The 25,635-nt window shown below is 65.6% G+C and carries 23 protein-coding genes and 1 pseudogene; 15 read left to right on the forward strand and 9 right to left on the reverse strand.

The window, feature by feature from the left end:
* Positions 1-77: 77 nt before the first annotated feature.
* Together DIE06_RS23975 and DIE06_RS23980 are read right to left on the reverse strand one after the other, a co-directional pair.
* A pseudogene (locus DIE06_RS23975) lies at positions 78-1,838 on the reverse strand (ESPR-type extended signal peptide-containing protein); the annotation flags it as partial.
* A gap of 235 nt (positions 1,839-2,073) precedes the next feature.
* Positions 2,074-3,144, reverse strand: a complete 1,071-nt coding sequence (locus DIE06_RS23980) for an EAL domain-containing protein (protein ID WP_185733463.1) — start codon at positions 3,142-3,144, stop codon at positions 2,074-2,076.
* A gap of 567 nt (positions 3,145-3,711) precedes the next feature.
* Here DIE06_RS23980 and DIE06_RS23985 point away from each other — a divergent pair.
* The 7 genes from DIE06_RS23985 to DIE06_RS24015 all read left to right on the forward strand — a co-directional run bounded on the left by DIE06_RS23985 (position 3,712) and on the right by DIE06_RS24015 (position 11,235).
* Entirely contained in the window at positions 3,712-4,290 is a 579-nt protein-coding gene (locus DIE06_RS23985) for a recombinase family protein (protein ID WP_124663502.1), read from the forward strand.
* An 87-nt stretch (positions 4,291-4,377) separates the two neighbouring features.
* Positions 4,378-4,773, forward strand: coding sequence for a hypothetical protein (locus tag DIE06_RS23990; protein ID WP_124663503.1), 396 nt, complete (start codon positions 4,378-4,380; stop codon positions 4,771-4,773).
* The gene (locus DIE06_RS23995; RefSeq protein ID WP_124663504.1) at positions 4,770-5,069 is read left to right on the forward strand and encodes a hypothetical protein; all 300 of its coding nucleotides are present in this window, start codon (positions 4,770-4,772) and stop codon (positions 5,067-5,069) included. The genes DIE06_RS23990 and DIE06_RS23995 overlap by 4 nt, the downstream gene beginning before the upstream one ends.
* 427 nt (positions 5,070-5,496) lie before the next feature.
* Entirely contained in the window at positions 5,497-7,143 is a 1,647-nt protein-coding gene (locus DIE06_RS24000; RefSeq protein ID WP_124663505.1) for an EAL domain-containing protein, read from the forward strand.
* Between the two features lie 25 nt (positions 7,144-7,168).
* A complete protein-coding gene (locus tag DIE06_RS38425; protein ID WP_185733469.1) occupies positions 7,169-7,318 on the forward strand; it encodes a hypothetical protein in 150 nt (49 codons plus the stop codon).
* Positions 7,319-7,399: 81 nt separating this feature from the next.
* Positions 7,400-9,766: a DNA polymerase II gene (locus DIE06_RS24005; protein WP_124663506.1), complete on the forward strand. Its 2,367-nt coding sequence runs from the start codon at positions 7,400-7,402 to the stop codon at positions 9,764-9,766.
* 344 nt (positions 9,767-10,110) lie between these two features.
* The gene (locus DIE06_RS24015; RefSeq protein ID WP_124663507.1) at positions 10,111-11,235 is read left to right on the forward strand and encodes a J domain-containing protein; all 1,125 of its coding nucleotides are present in this window, start codon (positions 10,111-10,113) and stop codon (positions 11,233-11,235) included.
* Positions 11,236-11,315: 80 nt separating this feature from the next.
* On the opposite strand, the gene DIE06_RS24020 is transcribed toward DIE06_RS24015, so the two are convergent.
* Positions 11,316-12,116 (reverse strand): LysR substrate-binding domain-containing protein, encoded by an 801-nt coding sequence (locus DIE06_RS24020; RefSeq protein WP_409364513.1) that lies wholly within the window; start codon positions 12,114-12,116, stop codon positions 11,316-11,318.
* 16 nt (positions 12,117-12,132) lie between these two features.
* Here DIE06_RS24020 and DIE06_RS24025 point away from each other — a divergent pair, with 16 nt between their 5' ends.
* From DIE06_RS24025 to DIE06_RS24035, 3 genes are all read left to right on the forward strand, one after another.
* Positions 12,133-13,320, forward strand: coding sequence for a glycine betaine ABC transporter substrate-binding protein (locus DIE06_RS24025; protein WP_260433757.1), 1,188 nt, complete (start codon positions 12,133-12,135; stop codon positions 13,318-13,320).
* Between the two features lie 200 nt (positions 13,321-13,520).
* Positions 13,521-14,408 (forward strand): hypothetical protein, encoded by an 888-nt coding sequence (locus tag DIE06_RS24030; RefSeq protein WP_124663510.1) that lies wholly within the window; start codon positions 13,521-13,523, stop codon positions 14,406-14,408.
* Positions 14,409-14,462: 54 nt separating this feature from the next.
* On the forward strand, positions 14,463-15,689 hold the full coding sequence (locus DIE06_RS24035) for a Xaa-Pro peptidase family protein (RefSeq protein WP_124663511.1): 1,227 nt from the start codon (positions 14,463-14,465) through the stop codon (positions 15,687-15,689).
* A 132-nt stretch (positions 15,690-15,821) separates the two neighbouring features.
* Here DIE06_RS24035 and DIE06_RS24040 read toward each other — a convergent pair whose 3' ends face one another.
* The 6 genes from DIE06_RS24040 to DIE06_RS24065 form a co-directional block, all read right to left on the reverse strand.
* Positions 15,822-16,727, reverse strand: coding sequence for a LysR family transcriptional regulator (locus tag DIE06_RS24040; RefSeq protein ID WP_124663512.1), 906 nt, complete (start codon positions 16,725-16,727; stop codon positions 15,822-15,824).
* Between the two features lie 79 nt (positions 16,728-16,806).
* Positions 16,807-18,051 (reverse strand): acyl-CoA dehydrogenase family protein, encoded by a 1,245-nt coding sequence (locus DIE06_RS24045; RefSeq protein ID WP_124663513.1) that lies wholly within the window; start codon positions 18,049-18,051, stop codon positions 16,807-16,809.
* A 47-nt stretch (positions 18,052-18,098) separates the two neighbouring features.
* The gene (locus DIE06_RS24050) at positions 18,099-18,857 is read right to left on the reverse strand and encodes an SDR family NAD(P)-dependent oxidoreductase (protein ID WP_124663514.1); all 759 of its coding nucleotides are present in this window, start codon (positions 18,855-18,857) and stop codon (positions 18,099-18,101) included.
* A 7-nt stretch (positions 18,858-18,864) separates the two neighbouring features.
* Positions 18,865-19,629, reverse strand: coding sequence for an SDR family oxidoreductase (locus tag DIE06_RS24055; RefSeq protein WP_124663515.1), 765 nt, complete (start codon positions 19,627-19,629; stop codon positions 18,865-18,867).
* Positions 19,630-19,705: 76 nt separating this feature from the next.
* Positions 19,706-20,737, reverse strand: a complete 1,032-nt coding sequence (locus DIE06_RS24060; protein WP_124663516.1) for a phosphotransferase — start codon at positions 20,735-20,737, stop codon at positions 19,706-19,708.
* Positions 20,738-20,757: 20 nt separating this feature from the next.
* Positions 20,758-21,432: a histidine phosphatase family protein gene (locus DIE06_RS24065; RefSeq protein ID WP_124663517.1), complete on the reverse strand. Its 675-nt coding sequence runs from the start codon at positions 21,430-21,432 to the stop codon at positions 20,758-20,760.
* A 210-nt stretch (positions 21,433-21,642) separates the two neighbouring features.
* On the opposite strand from DIE06_RS24065, the gene DIE06_RS24070 reads away from it, so the two are divergent.
* The 5 genes from DIE06_RS24070 to DIE06_RS24085 all read left to right on the forward strand — a co-directional run bounded on the left by DIE06_RS24070 (position 21,643) and on the right by DIE06_RS24085 (position 25,453).
* Positions 21,643-21,798, forward strand: coding sequence for a DUF3309 family protein (locus DIE06_RS24070; protein ID WP_124663599.1), 156 nt, complete (start codon positions 21,643-21,645; stop codon positions 21,796-21,798).
* A gap of 50 nt (positions 21,799-21,848) precedes the next feature.
* Entirely contained in the window at positions 21,849-21,974 is a 126-nt protein-coding gene (locus DIE06_RS39095) for a hypothetical protein (RefSeq protein WP_260433758.1), read from the forward strand.
* Positions 21,975-22,076: 102 nt separating this feature from the next.
* Positions 22,077-22,805, forward strand: coding sequence for a response regulator (locus tag DIE06_RS24075; RefSeq protein ID WP_124663518.1), 729 nt, complete (start codon positions 22,077-22,079; stop codon positions 22,803-22,805).
* Complete coding sequence (locus DIE06_RS24080) at positions 22,802-23,929, forward strand: ATP-binding protein (RefSeq protein ID WP_124663519.1); 1,128 nt, start codon at positions 22,802-22,804, stop codon at positions 23,927-23,929. The genes DIE06_RS24075 and DIE06_RS24080 overlap by 4 nt, the downstream gene beginning before the upstream one ends.
* A gap of 231 nt (positions 23,930-24,160) precedes the next feature.
* Positions 24,161-25,453, forward strand: coding sequence for an MFS transporter (locus tag DIE06_RS24085; protein ID WP_124663520.1), 1,293 nt, complete (start codon positions 24,161-24,163; stop codon positions 25,451-25,453).
* Positions 25,454-25,635 lie beyond the last annotated feature (182 nt).

The following is a 25,635-nucleotide window of genomic DNA, read 5'->3' on the forward strand; positions in this document are numbered from 1 at the left end:
GTTCGGAGAGCGATTTATGCAGGCGCGCGGATAACGCGTTGTTCAACCGCCTCACCCACAAAAATGCGGACAGGTTCGCTGGCCGTCGTCGACGTCGAAGTCGATAGCGACGTCACGCTGCTGTTCGTCGTGCTCAGACCCGTCGACAGCGAGCTAGCCGTCGTCGACGTCGAAGTCGACAGCGACGTCACGTTGCTGTTCGTCGTGCTCAGACCCGTCGATGTCGAGGTCGACAGTGAGGCGACCGAGCTGTTGGTCGAGCTGAGACCGGTCGACAACGAGCTGGCCATCGTCGATGTGGAAGTCGACAGCGACGCCACGTTGCTATTCGTCGTGCTCAGACCCGTCGACAGCGAGCTAGCCGTCGTCGATGTCGAAGTCGACAGCGACGCCACGTTGCTGTTCGTCGTGCTCAGGCCCGTCGACAGCGAGCTCACGCCCGTTGACAACGACGTAATCGAGCTGCTCGCCGACGAGAGTCCCGTCGAAGCGGAAGTCGACAGGCTCGTGATGCTCGACGTCGTCGTGCTGGCAACTGCGAAAAGCTGGCTGCCATTGATCGCGTCCGTGCTCGTTGCAGTCACCAGGCCAGCGGCGACGTTCTGGATACGACGCTCTGCCCCGGCCGCGCCGACGCTGACCACGCCGGCGGCAGAGCTCGCGCCCGCGTAGGTACCGAAGGTCTGACTGCCGATCGTGGTGTTGCTAACGACGCCAGTGCCCCCGGTTGCTGTGTTCGCCGTGCCGGTCGTAACGGCATTGGAGCCGAGTGCGACCGAGCCCGCCACGTTCGCATTGGAACCCGTGCCGAAAGCCAGCGCGTTCGTGGCGCCGGAGACGGCAGTGTCGCCGATCGCGACGCCGCCAGCCGAGGTGGCCGTGCTACTGTTGCCCAATGCGACCGATCCTTGGCCGGTCGCGGAGTTGGCATTGCCGATCGCGACCGCGCCCTGGCCATTCGATGAATCATTGGCACCGAGCGCGACGGCGCCCGTGCCGATCGCCGAGTTCGGATCGCCAATCGCGACCGCACCGTTGCCCGTCGCCGTTTGGCCGCGACCGATCGCAACAGCGCCGCCGACCGACGTCGCGCTATTAGCCGTTGTACCGCTGGAGCCGATCGCGACGTTCTGACCCGTCGCGCCGGAAACGACGCCATCGCCCTGCGCGATTCCGAATGCGCCATTGACTGTCGCGCCACGCCCTATTGCGATGCCGGACGTTGCCGTCGACACGACAGAAGACTGACCGCCTACCGCGATAGTGTCCTGACCACTGGCATGCGCACCCGCCGTAGCGTTGCCGCCAAGCGCAACCGAGCCCGTTCCGCTCGCTATCGCAGTCGGGCCGATGGCCGTCGCATTCGTCGTGCTGGCAGTCGAACTGAAGCCCAGCGCCGTGCTGGTCAACCCTGACGCAGTGGCGTAGAGACCGAACGCAGAGCCCCCTTTCCCGGCGGTCGTACCGAAGCCAAACATCGTAGCCCCGTCACCCGTAGCTGTCGTCCACGATCCAAACAGCGTCACTGACAGAAAACCGCCGCCATTTGCGTTGCAGCCGCCAACGGACGAAAATGTCCCGCTGCCATCTGTCTGACCAGACGTGGTAGGTCCCCAAGTCCTTCCGAGGAGGGTGGAGGTGCCTGTAACAGAACTGCATGATTCTACCGAAGCATAGGTATTCGCATACGTCGAAGCTGCGAATACCGAAAGCAGTACTCCGACAATCACCTTGCTCGCCGCTGAACGCCCTCCCTTTCCTCGTGCAGAATCGAGTTCCGAGGCCGCGACCCACGTACCCAATGCCTCGTTCCATACAGTTCGATATGCGCGATTCATAGCTACACCCTAGTCGTCACAAAGCCAGTCAGGCCATTCCGCGAAAATATATTTCGCAATCCTAATACTCTGATTTTTGATATCGACCTTGATCCAGGCGTCGAACACACAATCAGTCAATTTGATTCAGAACCACTACTTCGCGCATCAAACGAATGCGTCTCGTGGCATCGGGGCACCACCCAGTCCCGTGACGGATATCGTCTTGCTTGTTATCCGCGGAACACGGCTATATTCAATAGCCCTGCACCCACCCGGCTCCTATATTCCGGACAATCTCCAGGTCCGTGTCGCCGTTCGCGCCGCTCACCACGACCTCCCGTGCGATGCTCTCAGCCAATCCCGCCAGACGTCGAAGCTTGCCCAGTGCGTGATCATTGCGACGCGCCGCCGCAATGAACTTGGGCGCGATCTTCACGATATCCGGATCGGGAATGGCCATGCCCACGCCAATGCCGTAAGCCAGCCCGTATTCGTCAATCGCAATACGGCACCCAAGCGCCTTGAGCCGCGCGATAAAGGCTCGAGCACCTCTTGCTTCGATTTCGGCGCACTCGGCAACCTCAACCACAAGACGCGCAGCCACGTCGGGCGATGCATAGAGCTGATCGAGCAGGTCTTCCCACTGCAATCCGTCCACGAGACTCTGACCTGACAGACTCACACCGATACTCAGTTCCGGCGAGAGCCTCAACAGGTCAAGCACGCGCTTGAGCACGTAGCGGTCGAAATAACGCATCAATCCCGTCCGCGCGATACTCGGCAGGTACGCGCTCGGCGCCGATTTCCCGTCGTCGAATGCACGACACCACGTCGTACAGGTGAAATAGAGCACCTTGCGCGTGTCGTCCGACGCATACACCGGCGACATCACCAGCGAAATCTCGTCGTCCTTCATTGCACGCAGGACGGTGCCCGCGATCTCCAGATCGGCCCGCGTCAACACCTCGGCGCCCGACCTTCCACGCCGCGCCTCGGTCACCGGCGTCACGCCATCGCCAACCCACCTCGCACGCAAATCGGCAAGCCACGCCGCCTGCGAGTGCGGTTTCCGTCTCCCGCTCAATCGAAGTAGCCAGCTTGCCGTCGGAAAGTTCGTCTCCGAACGACCCTCGAATCCTGCCCGCGACACCATCTCGGATATCAACAGATGCCCGTCGCCGGTCGTCCACACCCGCGCCCCTTCACCGCACAACTGCTGTGCGCGCTCGCCGAGTTCGAGGTCGATTGCCTCCATGAACGTGCGACCGAAGCGACCTATCAACGCCGGTCGATTGACGACTTTTATGAGCAAAGCGGAACCCATCTCCATACCTCCCCGACCATCCCAGGCCTTTTTTTCAGACCCTCGGCGCTTCATCCGATGCACCTTCCTCCTTACTCCAGCTTCCCGAAGAATCCCGAAGAACCCGGAGCGGAAAGGAATGAAAGACACAAACGGACGTTTGCATCAGAGTTACAAAAAAAATTACCGATACGCGCAAACGCCCGTCATTACTGGGTTCGTTTTCTGTAAGCGTTGTCGGACAAAAACGTCCCTTTGCGTCCAGTAATATTTGCCCCGTGACACGGGAATTCACCATTCTTTGCAATCCACTGGCCGGCAACGCCGGGCCGCCGTGTCACCGTTGTCTTTCATGAGAACAATTCCCGCAGGGGAACAAGGGAATCAGGGCCTTGAGCAAGCATGTTTGTCATTTCGTCCCGCCCCAACGGGAACCCAGGAATGCCTCCAGCGAGGCATCAGCCGTCCGTGCAGCCCATCCCGCGCCCGCGCGCCAGCCATCGCCGACCGGCGCATCGTGATGGATACAGCGCATAAGTACGGCCGCGCGCGCCGACGCGCGGTCGATGTCGCACCGGGAGCCGGGTCATGAATATCGGGTATGCCCGCATCTCGACGGACGAGCAGAGTCTCGGACTCCAGATCGATGCGCTCACGCGCTCGGGGTGCGAAGTCGTTTTTTCCGATCAGGGCATCTCCGGCGCGGACTTCCATCGCCCGGGCCTCGACGCGGCCCTCAAGAAACTCATGAAAGGCGACACGCTCGTCGTCTGGCGTCTCGACCGGCTGGGCCGTTCGCTGAGCAAGCTGATCGACCTGATCAACTTCCTGGCCCGCCGCGGCGTGGACTTCATTTCGCTAACCGAATCGATCAATACGGCCTCACCGGGCGGGCGGCTGGTGTTTCACATGATGGGTGCGCTGGCGGAATTCGAACGCAGCCTCATCAGTGAACGCACCCGTGCGGGATTGGCGGCCGCGCGCGCACGCGGCAAGCAGCTCGGACGCAAACCGCAGATGACGCCCGATCAGTGCGCTCACGCCCGCGTCCTGCTCGAGACACGATCGGTCGTGGAAGTCGCCGCGCATTTCAATGTGCATCCGCGGACGATCAAGCGCGCGCTCGGCGCACAGGCCAATGACACCATCGCGTGTGAAACGCGCTGAGCGGTGCCGGAAACGTCGCCGCCCCACCATTCGGAGAGTGCCGCGTGCCTGACCACCGTGTCCTCACGCACCGCGGAAAACGACGCGATGCTGCGCGGGCTGATGACGCGCATCCGGAAACCGCCTGACCGTTCGTCCGTCTACGCGCACGACGGCGATCAGTTCTATTTCATCGAAGCGCTGAATGACGCCGGATTTCTCGCCGACACGGATGTACTCAGCCCGATCGTCATCAATACGCCGCGGTTCATGGCGAACCGGAGCACATTCGTCGCGCATTACTACGGCATGTGGACGGAGATGAGGGCACTCATGATGGCCTATGACGAAGCCCGTCGTCTCGGCTTCGAGCGCCCGGCGTGGACGGACGACATCATGCCTTGCGGCCTGCGGGGCCAGAACGCTGATCGCCGACCGCCATTGACGGCGCCGAACTCCGATTCGCCGACGGTGTCGAACCTGAACCGCCGGAGATTCACATGAAACGCGCCGCCCCGTTCGCCATCCTGATCGTGCTTGCCGCCGCCAGCTTGCAGGCGCTCGCCGGCACGGCCGCGTCGTCGGTTCCGCAGCAAGCGAGAAACTGCGTACCGTCCTCCACGTCCGCCGCCACGACGCCCGGGGCCCACGCCGCGTCGAAGGCCCCGCCGATCCGTGTGTGCGTCGGCGATTCCGACACGCAACTGAACCTGCCCTGGTTCCTGACCGACGTCCTCACCGCCGTGGACACGCATCAATCGCCCCGCGACCTGCTCCACAAGATGCGCGACGACTTCTGACGCGCGACCGTCCCTGCCTGCACGCGCGCTGAAAAAACGGCAGCACGCGGGATGAACCTCGTTCACGGCGATCCAGTCGCTGGATTGCCGGATGTGACGCGTCATGCAAATATTTCTTGTGGAGCATCAATCAAGAAATTACGCCATTTTTTGACTAATAATATTTCGCAATCCCGCATCACGACATATACTTCCGGCGCACCATCCTCGTGCCAAGAGAAGGTGTCTTCTGTCCCGGCCGCACACCGATGCGGCTGGGGCTCTTTTCGCGCGTGCGATGCCAACCTACATGCATAGTCAATGCATGCATCAAGAAACGCGTCACCCCCGATCCCGCCACGGCCCCCCCTGATGCGATTCGCGAGCGTAGAATCGACCAGCGCGCCGCTATCGGCGCGAATTACCGTGCCCCGGCCCGGCACGGCGCATGCTCCGCGTCTTTCCACCGAACGGTTCGACCTGCATACCCATGCGTACAACAACAAATGCGATCCGAGGAACCTCCATGCCCGCGCCGGGCCCGAAGCCCGCGTTCCAGCGCAGCGGGGTGTGGCCGCACATCATCTTGTCCGTTGCCCTGCTCATCTCCATGCTCGTGCTCGTGCTGGCGTTCGTCGTCGCCGATCGCCTCGCGCGCGAATCGGTTGCCCGGCGCGAACGCGTCGTCGCGAACGACATCGTGGTCTCGGTCAACCACATCCTTGACGGCGTTCGCTCACGGCACCCGGACGAACTGAACGCGCTGGTCGGACGGCCCTGCTCGGCGATCTTCCGGACACTTGCCGAAGTAGGCACTCACCTGCGTTATCTTCGCGCCGTCGGGCTGGCCAACAACGGTCGCGTCACCTGCTCGTCGGCGCTGGGCGCGATCGACGTCCCGCTCGACAGCTACATACGCGCGCCGGAACCGGGGATGACCGCCATCGCGCTGATCCCGCAGACGCCGTTTCAGCATCGCGTTCCGGTGCTGGCGGCGTTTCGCGCGACCGCACCCCGATCGGGCGTCCTGTATCTGGTCGAAGGCGACTATGTGGCGGACGTGCTCGCGCACGGTACCCGCTTCGGCGCGGAAACGGCCACGCTGTCGGTCGAGGGCACGGGCGGCCTCGATCAGCATGGCGCGTTCGTGCCGCCGTTCGGCGCGGCCCCGGCGGCGGGCAGCGCGATCGCGTCGAGCACCTGGCCGTTCACGGTTTCCGTCATCTCGTCGCAAGCCTACGTCTCGCAGGTGCTTCGGCAGTATCGGCTGATCTGCGTGACGATCGCACTGCTGGTGAACGGCCTCGTCGCGGCGGCCTACCTGCTCGCGATGGCGCCGCGCCGGCTGCTGCTGAAGGCCGTGCACAATGCGCTGAACCGCAACGAGTTCCATGTCGTGTACCAGCCGATCGTCGACGTCGACACGCGCAGGACCGTGGGCGTCGAGGCGTTGCTGCGCTGGCATCATCCGAAATGGGGGGCAATCAGCCCGGCCGTGTTCGTGCCGCAGGTCGAATCGAGCGCGATTCTGCCGAAGGTGACCGAATTCGTGCTTCGGACGGCCGTGTCGGAACTGACCGCGCTCACACCGTCGATGCCGCTGCGCATCGCGATCAACGTCGCGCCGAAGGATCTCGAACGCGCGCGCTTCGTGTCCGTCGTCGAAGACACGATCCGCCGGCTGCCGCCGGGCTTCACCCTGGTCCTCGAAGTGACCGAGCGCATCCTGCTCGAAAAAAACGCGCGCACCACCGCGATGTTCGCCGCGCTGCGCGCGACGGGTGCGAAATTCGCGATCGACGACTTCGGCACCCATCACAGCAATCTCGACATGCTGTCGCGCTTTCCGTTCGACTACGTGAAGATCGATCGCCAGTTCATCTCGCAACTGACCACCGGCAATGCAAGGCTGATCGAAGGGATCGCGGCGCTCGCGCACCACTACGACCTGAAGATCATTGCCGAGGGCGTGGAAATGGAGGAGCAGCATCGCGCGCTGCAGGCGGTCGGGATCCAGTATGCACAGGGCTACCTGTATCAGCGGCCGCAGCGGCCGGAACACCTGAAGCGGGATTTCGCATCGATGCCGGCTTAGGTGTCGGCCGCCGTCGACACCCGCCATGACGATGGGCTTGCCCACCGCGATCCTGCCCTGCGCCGGGCATTCGCATCGGTATCCCGGCAGTATCGTGACGGCTGAACACGTGCCGGCGCGCATCGCGACGGCGCGCACCGCATGGCGGGTCGCGCGGCGGCTTCCCGCCACCTGATGCCGGCAGCGGCGCCTTCGGCGGGAACCGCGCGAGAGGCGCTAAAATCCGCCGCCTGGGCATCCACGACGAGCAAGGGTTTTGACGGCGTTCGAGCAGGGTTTCATCCTCACCCGCCACTGGCGGGACACCGCATCCGGCATCGAGATCGAGTTCTGGCTGGCAACCGAACACGGTCCGCGCCGTGTGCGGCTGCGCCCGCAGGAAGCCGTCGCGTTCGTGCCGGCCGAGCAGCAGGCGCTCGCGGAACGCACGCTGGCCGGCGAGCGCGATGCCGAACTGCGCCCGCTCGCGCTGCGCGACTTCCGTCAGCGTGCGGTCGCCGGCCTCTACTGCCGCCGCTACCGCCATCTGTCCGGGCTCCAGAAACGCCTCGCCGCGGCCGGTGTCGACGTCTACGAAGCCGACGTGCAGCCGCCCGACCGCTACACGATGGAGCGCTTCATCACGGCGCCCGTGCAGTTTCGCGGCACGGCCGGCCGCGACGGCACGCTGACCGACGGCGAACTGAAGCCCGCGACCGGCTATCGACCGACACTGCGTTGCGTGTCGCTCGATATCGAGACGAGCGTCCACGGCGAGCTGTATTCGATCGCGCTCGAAGGCTGCGGACAGCGGCAGGTCTACATGCTGGGCCCGCCGAACGGCGACGCGCCGGCCGTCGACTTCCGCCTCGACTACTGCGACAGCCGGCCCGACATGCTCGCGCGGCTCAACGACTGGTTCGCCGTGCACGATCCCGATGCGGTGATCGGCTGGAACCTCGTGCAGTTCGACCTGCGCATCCTGCATGCGCACGCGGAGCAATACGGCGTGCCGCTGAAGCTCGGGCGCGGCGGCAGCGTGCTCGAGTGGCGCGCGCACGGCCAGCAGCCCGACCACTTCTTCGCCGGTGCGGCCGGCCGCCTGATCCTCGACGGCATCGACATGCTGAAATCGGCGACGTGGACGTTCCCGTCGTTCAGCCTCGAATACGTGTCGCAGTCGCTGCTCGGCGAAGGCAAGTCGATCGACAATCCGTATCAGCGGATGGACGAGATCCAGCGCCGCTTCGATCACGACAAGCCCGCGCTCGCGCACTACAACCTGAAGGACTGCGAACTCGTCACGCGCATCTTCGACAAGGCCGACCTGCTGTCCTTCGCGCTCGAACGCGCGACCGTCACGGGCCTCGCGGCCGATCGCACCGGCGGCTCGGTCGCCGCGTTCACGCACCTGTACCTGCCACGCATGCACCGGCTCGGCTACGTCGCGCCGAACCTCGGCGACGTGACCGGGCAGAACAGCCCGGGCGGCTTCGTGATGGATTCGCGACCCGGCCTGTACGACTCGGTGCTCGTGTTCGACTACAAGAGCCTGTATCCGTCGATCATCCGCACGTTCCTGATCGATCCGGCCGGATTGATCGAAGGGCTCGCGCATCCGGGCGACGACACGTCGGTGCCCGGCTTTCTCGGCGCGCGCTTCTCGCGCACCGCGCATTGCCTGCCCGACATCGTGCGGCGCGTGTCGGAAGGCCGCGACGAAGCGAAACGCCAGCGCAACGCGCCGCTGTCGCAGGCGCTGAAGATCATCATGAATTCGTTCTACGGTGTGCTCGGCTCGACCGGCTGCCGGTTCTTCGATCCGCGCCTCGCGTCGTCGATCACGATGCGCGGCCACGAGATCATGCATCGCACGCGCGAGCTGATCGAGGCGCAGGGCTACGAAGTCATCTACGGCGATACCGATTCGACCTTCGTGTGGCTCGGGCGCGAGCACGACGACGACGCGGCCGCCGCCAAGGGCCGCGCGCTCGTCGAGCACGTGAACCGCTGGTGGCAGACGCACCTGCGCGATCGCTTCGGGCTCGAAAGCGCGCTCGAGCTGCAGTACGAGCGGCATTACCGCCGCTTCCTGATGCCGACCGTGCGCGGCGCGGAGGAAGGCAGCAAGAAGCGCTATGCGGGCCTCGCGCGCGCGGCGAACGGCGGCGAGGACCTCGTGTTCAAGGGGCTCGAAACGGTGCGCACCGACTGGACGCCGCTCGCGCAGATATTCCAGCGCGAACTCTATCGGCGCGTGTTCAAACGCGAGCCGTACCAGGACTTCATTCGCGACTACGTGCGGCGCACGCTCGCCGGCGAATACGACGCGCAACTGATCTATCGCAAGCGGGTGCGGCGCCCTTTGAGCGAATATCAGCGCAACGTGCCGCCGCACGTGCGTGCCGCGCGGATCGCCGACGAATTCAACCAGGCGCGCGGCCGGCCGCTGCAGTACCAGCGCGGCGGCTGGATCAGCTACGTGATGACGACGGCCGGCCCGGAACCGCTCGAGACGATGCGCTCGCCGATCGACTACGCGTTCTACGTGAGCCGCCAGCTGCAGCCGGTCGCCGATGCGATCCTGCCGTTCCTGCGCGACGATTTCGAACGCGTGATTTCGGGGCAGGGGCAATTGTTCTGAGACCGACGGCACGGCGACATCGTGCTCGCCCACTCCGTCATACGGTTGTGCTCGCGTCGCCAGGTAGTCCGACCGCTCCCCGGCGCAAACCCGACCGCCTCGCCGCTCAAGTTCTCGTTGAGACAGGGCGGGATCGGCCGCGATCGTGCGGCGCGATGCGGACGCCGCCGAACAGGCCGCGCACGAGCACACGATGCTGTTCCAGAAGCGCTTCCTCGACTACATGAAGCAGAACATGACGGAGTCGATGGCGGTGCTGTAACGCCACAGGCCGGTGGGCGCGCGCCCATCCGGCTAGAATACCGGCCTGCCGCGCCCCCTGCCGCGGCCGGAGGACATTCACCATGACCGCACGTCGCGGTGCCGCGGTCGCCATCGCGCCCGGTCACGAGACAGCCAGCCTGTCGAAAGCCCAGAAAACCTTCAATACGCTCGTCAAGCGCATCGAAACGCGGCGCGAGCGGCTCGGTGCGTGGGAAGCCGTCGTGCCGGCCTTCCAGAAGAAATTCGTCGACGCGCTGCTGCCGCTCGAACAGGAAGCGACGGCGCTGCGGATCAGGCTGATCCATCTGCTCGACGACGCCTTCCTGCAGAAGGGACTGAGCAAGGCCGCGCAGCGCACGCTGTCCGACCTGATCGCCGACATGGCGCGCGACCTGCTGACCGTCAGCGACGACGCGGCGCTGACGGTCATTTACAACCGGCATCGCGCATTCGACGACGCCGGCAACGCCGCGGCCGATCCCGAACCGATGAAGCGGGAACCGATGCCGATGCCCGCCATGGAACCGGCCGACGACCTTGACACGCTGTCGCCCGACGAACTTGCCGAGCGGATGCAGGCTGAACTCGACGCACAGTTCGAGCGAGACATGGCCGCTCACGCAGCCCGCGAGGCCCAGCGCGCGAAGCGCAAGAAGGCGCCGAAGCAATCGGCCGCGCAGGCGAGGATCGCAGCCGAGCAGGCCGAATCGAGCAAGTCGATCCGCGAGATCTATCGCAAGCTTGCCAGCGCGCTGCATCCCGATCGCGAAACCGATCCGCGCGAGCAGGAACGCAAGACCGTGCTGATGCAGCGGGTCAACCACGCCTATGCGAAGGGCAATCTGTTGCAGCTGCTGGAACTGCAACTGGAGATCGAGCAGATCGACCGGCGTGCGATCGACGGGCTCAGCGAAGCGCGGCTCACGCGCTACAACGGCATCCTGGAGGAACAACTGCGCGAGCTCGACCAGGAGATCCAGCACGTCGAGACCAGTTTCCGGCGCACGTACGGCATCGCGTCGTCCACCAAGGTCGCGCCCGATACCGTCATCCGCATACTCACACGCGACATTGCCGGCATGCAGCGCAGCATCCACGACCTGAACGCGGCGCTGCGCGAATTCGACGATCCGGGCAAGGTCAAGGACTGGCTGAAGGACATGAAGCGCCGGCCGCCATCGTCACGCTTCGACGACAATCCTTAGTGGGTCCAGTCGCCCACCCCGCAGGACGTCGGGCGCGTATCCGGTCTGACGCGACAGCGACGCAGGCCACGGAGCCGGCGTCAGGCTGCCTCGACCGGCGAGCACCGCCGCGCCTCGACCATCGATGCGATCAGCGCCGCCAGATCGTCGGTCGACGGATCGTGAATTCCAGACGAGAGATGCAGTTCGAGATCGGCGGGCGGCAGCGGCGGCAACCCGTCGTTCGCGTCGAGCACCCGCCAGTTGGCGGGCAACGTGCAACGGTCGATGATGGTCACCGCCGCGCGGTGATTAACCGCAATCCGGATCCCCGTGGGGCTTTGGCTCGTATAGACGATATGACACGGCCGCTCGATATCGGCGAGCGCCGCGAGCCCGCGCTGCCGGTAACAACAGGTTTCGGGAAACAGCGCGAGCGGTACCGAGGCTTGCCGGTCGAGCTGAAAATCCCGATGCGCGGCCCACACGACCGACTCACTGCCGAGCGGGTGACCACCGGGGCGCGGCCCATGCCGGACGACGAGCGCGAGGTCGAGCTCGCCCGCATTCAGGCGGTCGAGCAGTTCGAGCGACATCCGGCAATGAATGTGCGGCTGAACGCTGGGCCGCAATTCATGGAAGCGTTTCAGCAAATCCGGCAGCCAAAGCTCCGCGTAATCCTCAGGCAATCCGAAACGAATGACACGCTGCGACGAACTGCTTCGATTCAGTGCGGCAATCGCCTCGCTTTGGACCTGAATGATCCGGCGCGCGTGAATCAGGAAATTCTCGCCATCGCGCGACAATGCGAGCCGGCGGCCGCCGCGCAGGACGAGGGGCGTGCCGAGCCGCTCCTCGAGCGTGCGGATCCGCAGACTGATCGTCGATTGCGTCCGGTGCAATTGCCTCGCAGCGGACGTGAAACCGCCCGTATCCACCACCGCGACAAACGCGCGAATCAATTCCGGATCCAGCGAGCTGAGTTTCGACCAATCGGGTCCGCTGATAGAAGCCATCGAAATTACTCGTTTTCAAAAAGAATTTGACATCCGAAAGATGGCGGTGAGCGAGCCGATTATTGATCAAAATAATTCCGCTCACAACCTTCGCCGATCCGACACGGCCCGACTCGCCCGGCGCGATGCAGCCCGTATCGCGCGCCCTCGTCCACCCTATCGAAATCGAGATTCGCACATGATCCCCTCACTATTTTTCCATCGGCTTTTCCGCCCGATCCTCCGTCGCGCCGGCCGCCTGCTGCCCCGGCTGCTTCTGCTCACCGGCCTGATCGCCGGCGCCCATCCCGCAACCGCAGCCGACGACCGCACGATCACGATCGGCGTGAACAACTGGGCCGAAAATATCGCGGTTGCGAACCTGTGGAAGGCACTGCTCGCGCAAAAGGGCTATACGGTCTCGCTGCGACCGGGCGACAAGGCGATCATTTACAGCGCAGTCGCGCAAGGCAAGCTCGACCTCACGTTCGAAGTCTGGCTGCCGTCGGCGGATGCCGCCCCCTATGACAGCGTGAAATCGCGGGTCGAAAAGATCGGGCCCTGGTTTCCGCGCGCTCAGCTCGGCCTCGCCGTGCCGGACTATGTCGACGTCGATAGCGTCGACCAGTTGAGTGCACGCGCCGCGCAGTTTCAGCACGATGGCAAGCCGATGATCTTCGGCATCGAACCGGGCAGCGGCCTGATGAAACTGACGGCCCAGGCGCGCACCGCGTATGGGCTCGACTACACGGTGCTGCCGTCATCCGAGGCCGCGATGCTGCTTGCGCTCGAACGTGCGGCAAAGCGTCGCGAGCCGATCGTGGTCACGCTGTGGAATCCGCACTGGGTCTGGGCGAAGTATCCGATGCACTACCTGAAGGACCCGAAGCAGGTGTTCGGGCAGCCGGATGCGATCTACGCGATCGCGACCGCCGGATTCGGCCGTGCGCATCCGGATATCTCGCACTGGCTCGGCGCCTGGAAGATGGACGACCAGACGCTCGGCTCGCTGATGAACGACATTCGCGCGGAGGGCGATGCCGACCCGCAGAAGGGCGTCGCACGCTGGATCGCGGCGAACCGCGAGCGCGTCGACGCATGGCTGCGCTAGGTACCGAACCGGGCAACCGTGCGCGGTCTGCCGTGGCCACCGCACGGCGTGCCTGCCGGTGTATTCATTGACGGTTCCGCTTGGGCAATCGGAATAACTCGTTTCCTGAAACATTCTGGTTGACGAACGATGATCGATATCCGCGGCAAGCATCCCGCGCCGCGACCGTGCCGATGCATTTCCCTTCCTGGAGTCAAAACATGACCGTCAACCTGCCGCTTGCCGATGCCGAATGTATGGACCTCGGCGACATCGTCGATACCGACCGCTATCCGCTGCACGCCCCGGATCATCCCCGGATGCGCGAGTTGATAGCGGCCTGCCGCGAAGAACTCGCTGGCCACGGCAGCGCCGTGCTGCACGATTTCCTGCGGCCGGCCGCCCTCGAACTGGCGCGCGCCGAGGGCCGCGCCCTGGCGGCGAAGACGTTCTACTCGCACCGCAAGGTCAATGCGTATTTCACGGCCGACGATCCGTCGCTGCCGGCTGACGATCCTCGCCGCGTGTTCATGGATCGTACCAGCGGCTTCGTCACGCGCGACGTCATTCCGGCCGATGCAATCATTCATCGCCTGTACGTCGCCCAGTCGATGAAATCCTTCATCGCCGCGTGCCTCGGCGAGGCGCGCGTATGGGAGTACGCGGATCCGTACGCCGGCCTCGTGCAAAACGTGCTGCCGCCCGGCACGGAGCAGCCGTGGCACTACGACACGAACGAATTCATCGTGTCGATGATGACCCAGCAACCGGCCGCCGGCGGCGACTTCGAGTACTGCCCCGGTATCCGCTCGCCGGAAGGCGAGAACTACGGCGAGGTCGGGCGCGTGGTGCGCGGCGAGACACGCGAGCCAGTCCGCGTGATCACGTTGCGCCCGGGGGATCTGCAACTGTTCAAGGGCCGCTTCTCGCTGCATCGCGTCGCGCGCGTCGAGGGCGAGCGCGAGCGTCACACGGCGATCTTCGCGTACTCGAAGAAGCCCGGCGTGATCGGCCGCCTCGAGCGCACACGCCAGTTGTACGGCCGTGTCTCGGAAATGCATCTCGAGGCCGAACAACGGCTCGTCCGCGCCGACGGCCTTGTCGACTGATCCGTCATTCTCCGCCCAACTCCATTCGCAACCCGATTCCTGATACCCGATACCATGTCCATCCTCAGACCGACCCGCCGTCCCGAAGATTGCGAACCGACCGCCGACGAAATCGCGCAGATCCAGCGGGACCGGCTCGCCGCGGTTCGCCGCGAACTGAAGAAGCGAGACCTGAGCGCCGCCGTCCTGTTCGACCCTACCCACATGCGCTATGCAACGGGGTCGCGCAACATGCAGGTGTACTCGATGCGCAATCCGGCGCGATACTTGTTCGTTCCGGCCGAAGGCAAGGTCGTGTTGTTCGAGTACGCCGGCTGCGAGTTTCTTGCCGACGGGCTCGACACGGTTGACGAAGTTCGTCCGGCGACCGCTATTTCGTACTACTTCTGTGACGACATGCTTCGTCAGGTTACCGAACGATGGGCGGACGAAATCGACGCGCTCGTTCGTGCATCGGGCGGCGGCAAGCGCATCGCGATCGAAAGCGCGACATCCGCGGCCGCGTTCGCACTTCAGACGCGCGGCTACGAGATCTCCGACGCACAGGAACCGCTCGAGCGCGCACGCGCAATCAAGGTGCCGAACGAAATCAAGATGATCCGCGCGTCGCTGCGCGCGGCGGAAGCGGGGGTACGCAAGCTCGAGGCCGCGCTCGTGCCGGGCATCAGCGAAAACGAACTGTGGTCGCATCTTCATCAACACGTGATCGCAACGGACGGCGACTACGTGGAGACTCGGCTGATCAGTTCGGGGCCGCGCACGAACCCGTGGTTCCAGGAGAGCAGCCCGCGCAAGATCCAGGCGGGCGAGCTGGTCGGGCTTGATACCGACGTTGTCGGCCGGTTCGGCTACTACGCGGACTTTTCCCGCACGTTCCTGTGCGGCGACGGCCCGGCGACCGACGCACAGAAGAACCTCTACCGGCTCGCGTACGATCAGATCCATGCCAACATGGAAAACGTGAAAGCCGGTACGACGTTTCAGGAGTTCATCGCAAAAGCATGGAAAATCCCGCAGCCGTATCGCGCACGCCGCTATTTCGCGCTCGCGCATGGCGTCGGGATGACAGGCGAGTATCCCTATATCGTCCATCGTGAGGATAGCGATGCAAAGGGTTACGACGGCGTGATCGAGCCCGGCATGACGCTGTGCATCGAGAGCTACATCGGTCACGAAGCCGGGGGCGAGGGCGTGAAGCTCGAAGAGCAGGTATACGTGCGCGACGACGGGCAGGTCGAGTTGTTGTCCGACTACCCGTTCGAAGCGCGCCTGCTCGCGTAGCAGCGGCAAGCCCGCGGCAGCCGCTGCGCCGCGCCCGCCGGCGAACGATCGAGCGCGACGAGCGTCAGGTGCGGCACGCGCGTGCCGATGGCGATGTCGAAAAGCACGTGACGCAGGCGCGGCCCGCCTGCATCACCGCAGCTCGCCCATCCCGCCCATCAGCATCATCAACTGCTCCCGCAGCCACTGACTGCCCTGATCCTGATCGGCGCTGCGATGCCAGTAGCAGAAGTATTCGAGCCCCGGCATCTCGAACGGCAGTTCGAGAATCCGTGCCGGATAGCGCTGCAGCAGCCTGAGCGGCGCCGTCAGCGCGAGATCGCCGCGCATCGCGATCAGCGGCGCGACCATGTAGTGCTGCACGCGCATCTGGATGTTGCGGCGCAGCCCGAGCCGCGTCAGTTCCGCATCGACGTGCCCGCTGCCCTTGCGGCGGCTCGACACGTGGATGTGCCCCATCGACAGGTAGTCGTCCATGGTCAGCGTGTCGCCCTTGAACGGGTGATCGTCGCGGATCATGCACGCGTAACGGTCGCGCACAAGCAGCGCCTGGTGCAGATGCGGATCGCCGATCAGCGGCGCGTCGATCGCGATGTCGACCGAGCCGTTCGCGAGCGCGGTCGCCACTTCGCGGCGGTCCATCGTGTAGCTGCGCACGTGCATGCCCGGTGCATGCGTCTGCAGCAGCTCGCCGAGCGCGGGCAGCAGCAGCGCTTCGGTCAGGTCGCTCATACTGAGCCGGAACACGCGCTCGGACGAGGCCGGATCGAACACGTCGCCTTCGTGCGCGCTCGAATCGAGCAGTTGCAGCGCCTCGCGAACGCGGCCGACGATGTTCTCGGCCATCGGGGTCGGCATCATCCCGGCTGGCGTGCTGACGAACAGCGGGTCGTTCAGCGTCTTGCGCAGCCGCGCCAGCGCATTGCTGACGGCCGGCTGCGTGAGGTTCAGCACCTCGGCCGCGCGCGTCAGGTTGCGCTTGTTGTAGATCGCCTCGAATACGACGAACAGGTTCAGATCAATCTTCGAAAGGCGCATCGCCGGATCTCCTTGCCGGCATCTTAATACGGCGTACGTCTCCCGTTCGCCCACTTCGTCTTCTCTCGCGGCCCGCCACTCAACCGCGCGGCGGCCGCGTCAGGTACGGTTCGGTCGAGCCGCGCACGGCATCCTTGATCTCCATGCGCGCGATCGCCTGCAGGTGCACCTCGTCCGGACCGTCGGCGAAGCGCAGCGCGCGGCCCCAGGTCCACAGGTCGGCGAGCGGCGTGTCGGGGCTCAGGCCCATCGCGCCGAACACCTGCATCGCGCGGTCGCACACGTCCGTGTACACGGTCGGCACGAGCGCCTTGATCATCGAGATTTCCTTGCGCGCCGCCTTCGCACCGACCTTGTCGATCATCCACGCGGCTTTCAGCACCAGCAGGCGCGCCTGGTCGATCTCGATGCGCGAGCGCGCGATCCATTCGCCGATCGTGCCGTGCCGGGTCAGCGGCTTGCCGAACGCCTCGCGCGACTGCGCGCGGTCGATCATCAGTTCCAGCGCGAGCTCGGCCGCGCCGATCGAGCGCATGCAGTGGTGGATGCGGCCCGGGCCGAGGCGCGCCTGCGCGAGCGCGAAGCCGCTGCCTTCCTCGCCGAGCAGGTTGCGCGCCGGCACGCGCACGTTGTCGAACGTGATCTCGCAGTGCCCTTCCGGCGCATAGTGATTGACCACCGTGATGTTGCGCACGATCGTCACGCCCGACGTGTCGCGCGGCACGAGGATCATGCTCTGCTGCTGGTGCGATTCGGCTTCGGGATCGGTCTTGCCCATCACGATGAAGATCCTGCAGTTCGGATGCGCGGCGTTCGTGATGAACCACTTGCGGCCGTTGATCACGTAGTCGTCGCCCACGCGCTCGATGCGCGTCGTGATGTTGGTCGCGTCCGACGAAGCCACATCGGGCTCCGTCATCGCGAACGCCGAGCGGATCTCGCCGCGTAGCAGCGGCAGCAGCCACTGTTCGCGCTGCTCGGGCGTCGCGAACATGTGCAGCAGTTCCATGTTGCCGGTGTCCGGCGCGTTGCAGTTGAACACCTCCGACGCCCAGCTCACGCGCCCCATGATCTCGGCGAGCGGGGCATATTCGAGGTTCGTCAGGGCCGTGCCCGGCTCGTCGTCCTTCAGGTGCGGCAGGAACAGGTTCCACAACCCCTCGGCCTTCGCGCGTTCCTTCAGTTCCTCCATGAACGACACGGGATACTGGCCCGCATGCACTTCCTCGTTCCACTGACGGATGCGCGGCACGATGTGCGCGTCCATGAACGCGCGCACGCGTTCGCGCAGTTCTTCCACTTTCGGGGTGTAGCCAAAGTCCATGATCGACTCCTCGAGATTCCGGTTTCCGTTCGTTCGGTTCGTTCGGTTCAGAAGGCCGAGACACCGCCGTCGACGGCGACGGCCTGCCCGGTCAGATAGGTGTTTTCCTTCGCGCACAGCGTGAGCATCGTCGCGACGATTTCCTCGGGGCGGCCGAGCCGCTTCATCGGCGAGCCCTGTGCGAGAAAGTCCTGGCGCTCGCCGATGTCGCTGTCGGTGACCATCGGCGTCGTGCTGTAGAACGGGCACACCGCGTTCACGCGAATGCCGTGGCGCGCGTATTCGAGCGCGGCCGTCTTCGTGAGCCCGACCACCGCGTGTTTCGATGCCGCGTAGGCGGCGAGCTTCGGCGCGCCGCCGAGCCCGGCCATCGATGCGACGTTCAGGATCACGCCTTCGCGCTGCGCGAGCATCTGGCGGATCTGGTGCTTCATCCCGAAGAACACGCCCTTCGTGTTCACCGCGAAGCTCAGGTCGAGATCGGCTTCCTCGGTATCGATCAGCGCCTTCATCGGCGGGGCGATGCCGGCATTGTTGATGCCGACGTCGAGCCGTTCGAAGCCCGCGACCGCCGCCTGGACCAGCAATGCGACGTCGGCTTCGGCACGCACGTCGCAGCGCTGCGCGATCACGTCGGCGCCGGCTGCGCGCAGCCGCGCGGCCACGCGTTCGAGCGCCTCTTCGTTCAGGTCGCCGAGCGCGAGCCGCGCGCCCATCGCGGCCAGCTCGCTCGCGAGCAACGCGCCGAAACCGCTCGCGGCGCCGGTGATCATCACGGCCTGCCCGGCGTAGCTGTCGAGTTTCATCGCGCGCTCAGATGGTCAGGCCGCCGTCGACGACGATGCATTCGCCGTTCGTGTAGCTCGCCGCGTCCGACACCAGATACAGCACGGTACCGGCCATCTCGCGCGGCTCCGCGTGACGGCGCAGCGGGATCTTCCCCATCCAGGTTTCGTAGACGTCCTTGTCGGCGAACAGCGCGCCCGCGAACTTCGTCTTCGTGAGGCCCGGCAGCAGCGCGTTCACGCGGATGCCGAACGGCCCGCATTCCTTCGCGAACGCCTTCGTCATGTTGACGACCGCGGCCTTCGTGATCGAATAGATGCCCTGCCGGTCGCCCGGCTGCAGCGCGTTCACCGATGCGGTGTTGACGATCGCGCCGCCGCCCTGCGCCTTCATCAGCTTGCCGGCCTCGACCGACATGAAGAAGTAGCCGCGGATGTTCACGTCGACCGTCTTCTCGTACGCGGCGAGATCGGTATCGAGGATGTGCCCGAAATACGGGTTCGCGGCCGCGTTGTTCACGAGGATGTCGAGCCGGCCGTGCTTGCCGCGGATCGTCTCGAACGTCGCGGCGATGTCCTCCAGACGCCCGACGTGGCAGGCCAGCGCTTCGGCGCGGCCGCCCGCCGCGACGATCGCGTCCGCCACCGCCTGGCAGTCGTCGAGCTTGCGGCTCGACACGATCACGTGCGCGCCCTGCTCCGCCAGCAGCTTCGCGATTTCCTCGCCGATGCCGCGGCTCGCGCCCGTCACCAGCGCGATCTTGCCCGTCAGGTCGAACAGATTCGTTGCCATGTTGCTGTGCTCCTCCATTGATGTGGTGTCGTGCCGTCGCGCGGCCAGATCGGTGCTCGCGGCGCTACCGTCGATGTCAGCGATGCGCGTCGATCACGTCGACGGCCATTTCGGCCAGCCGGCCGGCCATCGCGCCCACGCGCAACGCCTGCTCGCTCGACGCGTTGCCCTGCAGCGCGCGCGCCTTCACGCCCTGCGCGATCGCCGCGAGCCGGAAGAAACTGAACGCGAGATAGAAATGCCAGTCGCGGATCGGCTCGATCCCGCGCAGTTCGCAATAGCGCGCGACGATCGCCGCTTCGTCAGGAATGCCGAGTTCGGCGCGATCCTGGCCGGCGAGCCCGCGCACCTGGCCGCCCGACGGCAGGCGCAGGCACATGCAGAAATACGCGAGATCGGCGAGCGGGTTGCCGAGCGTCGACAGTTCCCAGTCGAGCACGGCCTGCACGCGATAGCCGTCGCGCGCGAACATCAGGTTGTCGATCCGGAAATCGCCGTGCACCAGCGCGGGACGGCCCGTGTCCGCCGGGCAGGCCTTCGGCAGCCAGTCGATCAGCGTCTCCATCGCGTCGAGGCGCTCCGTTTCCGCCGCGCGATACTGCTTCGTCCACACGCCGATCTGGCGCTCGAAGTAGTTTCCGGGGCGGCCGTAGTCGGCCAGGCCCACCGCGTCGACGTCCACGTCGTGCAGCGCCGCCATCGTGCGCAGCAGCGCGTCGTAGCAGGTCGCCCGATCGGCCTTTGGCAGTTCCGGCAGCGCCGGATCCCAGAAGATCCGGCCGTCCTCGAAGCTCATCACATAGAACAGGCTGCCGATCACGTCGCGGTCTTCACACAGGTGATACGGATGCGCGACCGGCACCGCGGTGCCCGACAGCGCACTCAGCACGCGGAATTCGCGATCGACCGCATGCGCGGATTTCAGCAGTTCGCCGGGCGGCTGGCGGCGCAGCACGTAGCGGCCGCTCTTCGCGTGCAGCAGGAAGGTCGGGTTCGATTGGCCGCCGGCAAACTTCTCCATGTCGAGCGGACCTTCGAAGCCCGGCACGTGCGCTTCCAGATAGCGCGTGAGGCGGGCTACGTCGAGGGGCTTGGAAGGGTTCGTCATCGTCGCGATCGTTCGTGAGGTCAGCCGTAGGTGCGCCACGCATGGCGTTCGGGATCCTCGAGATGCGGGATGCCGTTGAACGACGCGAGGTGGAACGCTTCGGCGTTGAAGAAAAACTGCGAAAGACTGCTGTTGCGGATCTGGAGGTTCAACGCGATCGCGCTCGACGGCGGTGCGGCGAGCACCTGCTGCACGGTTACCGCGATCGGGCCGCCGGAGCTCACCGCGAGCACGCGCTGGCTGCCGCCGTGGCGGATCGCGGCGCGCGCGTCGGCGACGCGCTGCTGGAAATGCGCCCAGGTTTCGGGCGCGGTATCGCCAAGCTTGTCGTCGGCCCACAGGTGCAGCACCTGCCGCAGCGCGCGAAAATGCTCCTTCATCGAGCCGGCCGCGAGCCGCGCGATCTCCGGATAGTCGTTGGCCGCCGCCGCGAACAGCCCGTGGAAGTCGTATTCGTTCAGGCCGGGATGGCGGTCGACCGGCGCGCCTTCGCGGCCCATCCCGCGCAGGATCGCGTCGACCGTCTGCGCATGCCGGTTCATCGTGCCGCAGATCACGCGGTCGAACGCCAGGCCCTGCCGCGCGAAGTATTCGCCGAGCCACACACCCTGCTGCTCGCCCGCGGAAGACAACCGGTCGTAGTCGTCCGCGCCGAACGACGCCTGCCCGTGCCGTACCAGAAAGAGTTCAGCCATTGCCTGCCCGCCAGAAGGGAAACCGAAGGCCCAGCATAGCGACCGGGCTTGCATTTTTGAAATTTATTTTCTGAATCGGATGGTATTCATCGCATGAATCCTCGACAGGAAAACAGAGGGCTTTCGCCCCTTGAGCCGACGGCCGCGCACGGCGGCACGGGAATTGCGCCAGCAGGCACCGTCATGTCGAATAACTTCAGGAGGGACGCGATGCTCGGTACGATACTTATCATCGTTCTGATTCTGCTACTGATCGGAGCATTTCCTGCTTGGCCGCACAGCCGAAGCTGGGGTTACTGGCCATCGGGCTCGCTCGGGCTGATCGTCCTCGTCGTCGTGATACTGGTGCTGCTGGGTCACATCTGAGCGTGACGACGCGTGCCTGTTGAACGGGCACGCGTCGTTCGATCCGGCCCGTGGCTTCTTTACAAAAACAAGTCGACGAGCGGCAAACCGACCGCGCCGGGCAGTCGATCACTCCGTTTTTCGCCGCCATCGTCGCAACACGCGGCATGTACGCTTTCAGTTCGTTGCACGGCTGACCAATTGGCCGGCAACGGCCGCATCCGGTCTTCGTTCCGCGCAGTTGCCCTTCCGGTAGTATGGCGATTCGATGGAACCCCGACGGACCTGAACAAGCGGCCATGCCCGATATTTCCTCATCGTCCGGCGCCGGCCAGGCACTCGTCCTGATCGCCGAGGACGAACCCGAGATCGCCGAGATCCTCACCGCGTATTTCGCGCGCAGCGGCCTGCGCACCGTGCATGCGGCCGACGGCCGCCGTGCGCTCGAACTGCACCTGTCGCTGAAGCCCGACCTCGTGCTGCTCGACGTGCAGATGCCGCACGTCGACGGCTGGAAAGTCCTCGCCGAGATTCGCCATCGCGGCGACACGCCGGTCATCATGCTGACCGCGCTCGACCAGGACATCGACAAGCTGACCGGCCTGCGCATCGGTGCCGACGACTACGTGGTCAAGCCGTTCAATCCCGCCGAAGTCGTCGCGCGCGCGCAGGCCGTGCTGCGCCGCTCGATGGCCGGCGCGCGCCAGGAAGAACAGCGCGTGCTGCGCGCGGCACCGTTCGAGATCGATCTCGAGCATCACGAAGCAACGCTCCAGGTCGATGGCACGCGGCACACGCTCGTGCTGACGCTCACCGAATTCAAGCTGCTCGCGCAGCTCGCGCGCACGCCGCGGCGCGTGTTCAGCCGCGCCGAGCTGATGGCCACCTGCCTGCCCGAAGGCGACACGCTCGAACGCACGGTGGACAGCCACGTCAGCAAGCTGCGCAAGAAGCTAGACGATCTCGGCGTGAGCGGCGTGCCCGTCAGCGTGCGCGGCGTCGGCTACAAATTGTGGAGCGGCGAATGAAGCTCGAAGGACTGAGCCGGCAGATCGCGCTGACGATGGGCGCGATGGCGTTCGCGGTTACGCTGCTGGTCGTCGTGACGGCTTACGGCTTCTACTATCTGCTGTACCTGTACCAGCCCGCGTCGTTCAACCAGACGACCTGGTACCCGACCGGGCCGGAGTGGGTGTGGCTGATCGCCACCACGGCGGTCGGGCTGGTGCTGTCGATCGTCGTCGGGATCAACCTGTCGCGCCGCATCCTCGTGCCGCTGAACTCGGTGACCGACAGCATCCGCCGCGTCGCGCGCGGCGATCTCGGCGCGCGTGCCGTCGCCGGCGATCGTTCGCTGCACGAAGCGGCGCGGCTCGCCGACAATTTCAACGCGCTCGCGAGCGAGCTGCAACGCGTGACCGACGAGCAGACGTTCTGGAACGCCGCGATCGCGCACGAGCTGCGCACGCCGGTCACGGTGCTGCGCGGCCGCCTGCAGGGGCTCGCCGAAGGCGTGTTCACGCCGAGCGAAGCGCAGTTCCGCAGCCTGCTCACGCAAGTGGAAGGATTGACGCGGCTGATCGAGGATCTGCGCGTGGTCAGTCTCGCCGACAGCGGCCACCTGAGCATCGAGATTCGCGAAGCCGACCTCGCGGCGGACATCCGCGCGGTCGTCGACGTGTTCGCGCATGCGCTGCAGGCGGCCGGCCAGCATCCGGTGCTCGATCTCGACACGCGGCCGATGCGCTGCGACCCGGTGCGGATCCGTCAGGCGCTGCTCGCGCTGCTGGAGAATGCGCGCCGCCATGCGGTGCCCGGCGCGATCCGGATCGCGACGCGCATCGACGGCGGGATGTGCCGGCTGCGCATCGAGGACAATGGCCCCGGCATGCCGGCCGACTTCGCGCCGCACGTGTTCAAGGCGTTCCGGCGCGTCGACGCGTCGCAGCCCGGCGGCAGCGGCCTCGGCCTCGCGGTCGTCGCGGCGATCGCGCATGCGCATCGCGGTGAAGCCGTCTGCACGCCCGCTGCCGGCGGCGGCACGCGGTTCGAGGTGACCTGGCCCGACAATCTCGAGCCGACGCCCGATGAACGGCGCTTTCCCGCGCAGTCGGCCGCGCCGTCGGACCCGCATCCGGGCGCAGGCGACTGATCCGGCCTGATCGGTAGAACACCCGCGCGCTGCCATCCGGCCTCACGCCGCGCCCCTCGTGCCCCCTCCGCCGCACCCGCCCCAAGGCCTGAACGCGACGAAATCGAACACCTCCGGTTATCAACTGATCCAAAAGATTCAGTAGACGATGCCTCCTCCGGCGCGCGATGCTGGCCTGGCCAGTGAACGCGGCGTCATTGCAACGCCGCGCACGAGAATGGAGTGAGACACATGCCTACCGATCACCGTCAACGGCGCCACACGCTGTGGCTGTTGTGCGCGCTTTCGTTCATCCTCTACGTCGACCGCGTGAACCTCGCGACCGCGGCCGGCGCGATCAAGGCCGAACTGGGGCTGTCGAACACCGAACTCGGCATCGCGTTCTCCGCGTTTGCGTATTCGTACGCGATCTGCCAGATCTTCGGCGGCTGGATCGCCGACCGCTTCGGCGCCCGCATCACGCTGATCGGATGTGGGCTGATCTGGGTCGCGTCGACGTTCATGACGGGCCTCGTGCACAGCCTCGCGCTGCTGTTCGCCGCCCGCCTGCTGCTCGGGATCGGCGAAGGCGCGACGCTGCCCGCCCAGGCCCGCGCGATCACGCACTGGTTCTCGCGCGAACGGCGCGGCGTCGTGCAGGGCTTCACGCATTCGTTCTCGCGGCTCGGCAACGCGGTCACGCCGCCGATCGTCGCCGCGCTGATGACGTGGCTGTCGTGGCGCGCGGCGTTCTTCGTGATCGGCGCGGTGACGCTGGTGTGGCTCGTGTGGTGGGTTATCGGCTTCCGCGAATATCCGCTCGGCAGCGACGACGGCGATGGCCGTACGCGCACCGCCACCGCTGCCGCCGCCCGGCCGGCAACGGCGTCCGGCCCGACGCCGTGGGGGCCGCTGTTCCGCCGCATGGCGCCGACGATCTTCGTGTACTTCTGCTACGGCTGGACCGCCTGGCTGTTCTTCACGTGGCTGCCGACGTTCTTCCTGAACGGCAAGGGCCTCGACCTGAAGTCGACCGCGCTGTTCGCGTCCGGCGTGTTCTTCGCGGGCGTCGTCGGCGACACGCTCGGCGGCTGGCTGTGCGACCGCATCTATCGCAAGACCGGCAACCTCGCGCTGTCGCGCCAGAGCGTGATCGTCGCGAGCTTCACCGGCGCGCTCGCCTGCATGCTGCCGCTCGCGTTCGTGCATTCGACCGCCGGCATCGCACTATGCCTGTCCGGGGCGTTCCTGTGCCTCGAACTGACGATCGGGCCGATCTGGGCCGTGCCGAGCGACATCACACCCAAACATGCGGGCATCGCGAGCGGGATGATGAATGCAGGTTCCGCGATCTCGGGAATCCTGTCGCCGATCCTGTTCGGCTATCTCGTCGATCACACCGGCAGCTGGACGGTGCCGTTCGTCGGGTCGGTCGCGATGCTGCTGATCGGCATCGTCGCCGCGTTGCGGATTCGGCCGGATCGCGCATTGTCGGAACCGACGCCGTCGCTCGCCGAAGCGCCGGCCGCGCCATCGGTGCGCTGAAGCGGTTCGGGCCGGTTCGCCTGCCTCCCTCGTCTCGCCAGCGTCGCAGTCACGCTTCACTGCGATCCGCGATGGTGGTGGCTCGGTTGGCTCGGCCGCCTCGGCTGGCGCGGCTGGTTCGGCCGATGCGGCTTGTTCGGCGTACCTGGCTGGGTCGGCCAGCTCGGCTGATTCGGCTGGTT

This window comes from Burkholderia sp. Bp8998 (assembly GCF_003854235.1).
GTDB lineage: Bacteria > Pseudomonadota > Gammaproteobacteria > Burkholderiales > Burkholderiaceae > Burkholderia.